This is a genomic window from Sphingobacteriales bacterium, from assembly GCA_012517435.1.
In the GTDB taxonomy this organism is placed as follows: domain Bacteria; phylum Bacteroidota; class Bacteroidia; order CAILMK01; family JAAYUY01; genus JAAYUY01.
Genome location: JAAYUY010000040.1, coordinates 1 through 3,293, shown reverse-complemented (window position 1 = coordinate 3,293; position 3,293 = coordinate 1). Strand labels below are relative to the sequence as shown.

The 3,293-nt window shown below is 38.4% G+C and carries 4 protein-coding genes; 3 read left to right on the top strand and 1 reads right to left on the bottom strand.

Annotation, left to right across the window (positions count from 1 at the left end):
- On the top strand, positions 1 to 270 hold a 270-nt coding region (locus GX437_02455; protein ID NLJ06511.1), incomplete at its 5' end, for a hypothetical protein.
- On the opposite strand, the gene GX437_02450 is transcribed toward GX437_02455, so the two are convergent.
- On the bottom strand, positions 238 to 852 hold the full coding sequence (locus GX437_02450) for a 3'-5' exonuclease domain-containing protein 2 (GenBank protein NLJ06510.1): 615 nt from the start codon (positions 850 to 852) through the stop codon (positions 238 to 240). The two genes, GX437_02455 and GX437_02450, sit on opposite strands and share 33 nt — an antisense overlap.
- A gap of 72 nt (positions 853 to 924) precedes the next feature.
- Here GX437_02450 and GX437_02445 point away from each other — a divergent pair, with 72 nt between their 5' ends.
- Entirely contained in the window at positions 925 to 2,478 is a 1,554-nt protein-coding gene (locus GX437_02445) for a hypothetical protein (protein ID NLJ06509.1), read from the top strand.
- Between the two features lie 224 nt (positions 2,479 to 2,702).
- Positions 2,703 to 3,293: hypothetical protein (locus GX437_02440; GenBank protein ID NLJ06508.1), on the top strand; the 591-nt coding region annotated here is incomplete at its 3' end.

Below are 3,293 nucleotides of genomic sequence, written 5' to 3'. Positions count from 1 at the left end.
CCGTTTTATCTGCCCGAACAATATCCACTTCTGCTTGAAACAGTTGACGATATTGAGCTGTTTGACGAAAAATGGGAAGAATGGTATCAAAAACATATTCAGTTTAAAACCGAGCTGAAAAAGAATACAGGAATACAAATACATGAGATAGTAGTGGACGTCAACGAGCTGAATGAGTATTGTGTGATGAATGCCCTGAAAAACACTGAGGCAACGAGGATGTTGTTTGTCAACTATTTAGCCAATCTGAACAAGGGCATTAAGCTTTAGATAAATCTCACGGGCAATCCATGCATCCGTAGCAGCATAGGCAATTTGCTCCTGACTGAGGCGAGGGGCTCCCCAGTTGCTGACCTGCATCCTTTTACTGACAGTTTTTCCCAACAGGATTGCCGACAATTTTTTTACTCCAATACCCTCAAAACCAAGCGACTGGGCTATTTTATTCAGGTCAACCATTCCTGCCGGTGTAAACTCCCTTATTTTTTTAAGTTCGTGAATGTCATGACTCAAACCTATACCGGCTTTAATAATACTGTCATTCTCAAAAATTTCAATAATCTCATCAGGAATACGTTTGCGGTAAATCCTTATCAGATATACTTCTTCAGCTGTTGCAATCTGAATCAGGTTAATGAATGAATTTTGTCCTTTGATGAAGGTGGGTTTTGCTTCAAAGTCAACTCCCAATACATGATTTGACTTAATATGAAGATAATCAGCCTCTTTGAAATCATTGTTATTCAGCAGGATTATTTTTCCGTTATATTGAATTTTTGGATATTTAGCCAATTCTTCTTTACTGAGGTTTTTAAAAAAGAATTCACCTTTCAGGCAAATTTGTTCGTTCATGATGAATCCGATGGCTTTATTATTGAATAAGTCGTTGTATTATTGAGCAAAAATAAAAACATTATTTAAGCAGTGAAAAAGAAAATCAATGTCATTTTGAACAAATATGTTTATTTTACGCTTTCCCTTTTCCTGATCATGCTTTCAGCCAGAATTTCAGCACAAACTTCCATTCATCAGGCCGCTTCGGAAGGAAACGTTGAAATGCTTGAAAAACTGATAAAAGGAGGGACCCCTGTTGATGCAAGAGATAACGACAGCCTTACTCCGTTGATGTATGCCCTGCTGGATGACCAGGCAGACGCTGTTGAATTTCTGATCAATGCAGGAGCAAATGTTCACACGGTTGATGGTGAAGGAACGGCTGTACTGTTTTATGCCATTGAAAGCGGAAGTACTGAAATGGTAGAAATATTACTCAAAAAAAATGTCAGGAAAGATCTGCTGAATGCTTCCGGATATCCTCCCGTCATCGTGGCCATTGATGCAGGGGATGAAATGCTTGATTTTTTGCTTAGCAATGGTTTTAATATCAATGCAAAAGATGTCAACGGTATGACGGTGTTAAGTCATCTTATTGAAAACAAAGACTTTGAAAGAGCCCGTCTGGTTGTCGAAAAAGGAGCAGATGTCAACAGTTATACGGAAGAAAAAATGCCGGTACTGACTTTTGTTTACCGTTTCGGAAATATGGACTTTTTCAACTATTTACTGGGCAGAAAACCCAACCTCAACCTTGTGGATGAAGACAAAAAGACACTATTGATGTATGTTTTGGAAAAAGGAAATACGATACTTGCCCGTCAGCTTATTGAATCCGGAGCCGAAGTGAATGTAAAAGACCGATGGGAGCAATCTATATTTTTTTATGCTCTTTACAATACGGATGAAGATTTTATGTTGTACCTGCTGACGAAAGGTGCTTCGGCAGAAGGGAAAAGCAAAACGGGAGATATTGCCCTGAACCTTGCCATTGAAAAAGGCTATACGCGACTTGCTACTGAGCTGATAAACAAAGGTTTATCGATAAAAGCACGCGACCGCAACAACAGAAGTCCATTGCTGGTAGCTGCAGCATCCGGTAATTTGCCGCTTGTCAGATTGCTGGTGGAAAAAGGTGCTGCTTTGAATGAAGCCTTTAATGATGGTAAAACTTTATTGATGTTTGTCGCATCTTCACCCCGAACGACACCCGAAGTTGTGGAATTCCTCATACAAAAAGGGCAAAAAGTAAATCCTCAGGATTTTCATGGTGTCAGTGCGCTGATGCTTGCAGCCAAAACCGGAAATCCTGAAGTAGTTAAAAAGCTCATTGATTATGGGGCTGATTTTGGTGCGGAAGATGAAGACGGAAAAACGGTTTTGTTGTATGCTGCCGAAGGCGGTAATACTGAAATTGTAAAATATCTGGTAGAAGTAAATGGCAGAAGTGTTTATCTGACTGATAAGAAAAACAAATGGACAGCTCTGCATTATGCAGCTGCCAATGGTCATCTTGAGGTTGTCAAATACCTGATTTCGCAGAAGGCTACCCTGAATGCTCCGGATGTAAATGGCAAAACCCCCTTTCAGGTGGCCTCGACTTCTCAGGTGAAAGAATTTTTAAGTTCGCTTGGCGCTTATTAGTTTCCATCTTTAACAGAATGTTTTCAAAATTGAAAAGATTTTTTTATAACAAAAACAGAGGTGTTGAAAGTGTTATTTTTGTATAATTGAAATTCAGTAACTTATATTTTTAACAAAAGAAAAATTAATTCGGTATAATTTTTAATAAAATATTTTCAGGTTGCTGAAAAAAAATTATTTTTGTCATACAATTCTGAATTGAATAACATTTAATACGGAAACTTATGAAGAGAATTTACACTTTAGTGCTGTCAGCACTTATGTTTTCATTAATCAGTTTAAATGCCTCAGCTGCCACCAACGTGTCGGCTGGAAATGTTTCAGGAAACTGGACTTCTGCTGGTTCTCCATATTACATTAACGGTGATATTACAGTTGCTTCAGGTACTGTGCTTAACATAGGAGCAGGTGTATCAGTCGAGTTTACAGGGGCATATAGTCTCACTGTGATAGGCCAGATATTAGCTACAGGAACAGCGACCAGTTTTGTAACATTTACCACCTATTCCTCAAATACAAATGGTTGGAAAGGAATCCGTTTTATTGGAACAACCGGTGATACTTCGAGATTTACCTACTGTAAGTTTTCTAATGGAAAGGTTAATTATACCATGGCGAATTACTATGATCAATGGGGAGGGGCTATTTATATTCAGCAATTCAACAAAGTTGTCATTCAGAATTGCATGTTCAACAACAATGCAGCTAATTTTGGCGGGGCTATTGCGACCAATTATGCCAGTCCAATTATATCAAATAGTTTATTCTGTAACAATCATGCAAATACATATGGCGGTGCCATAGCTTTTGAATAT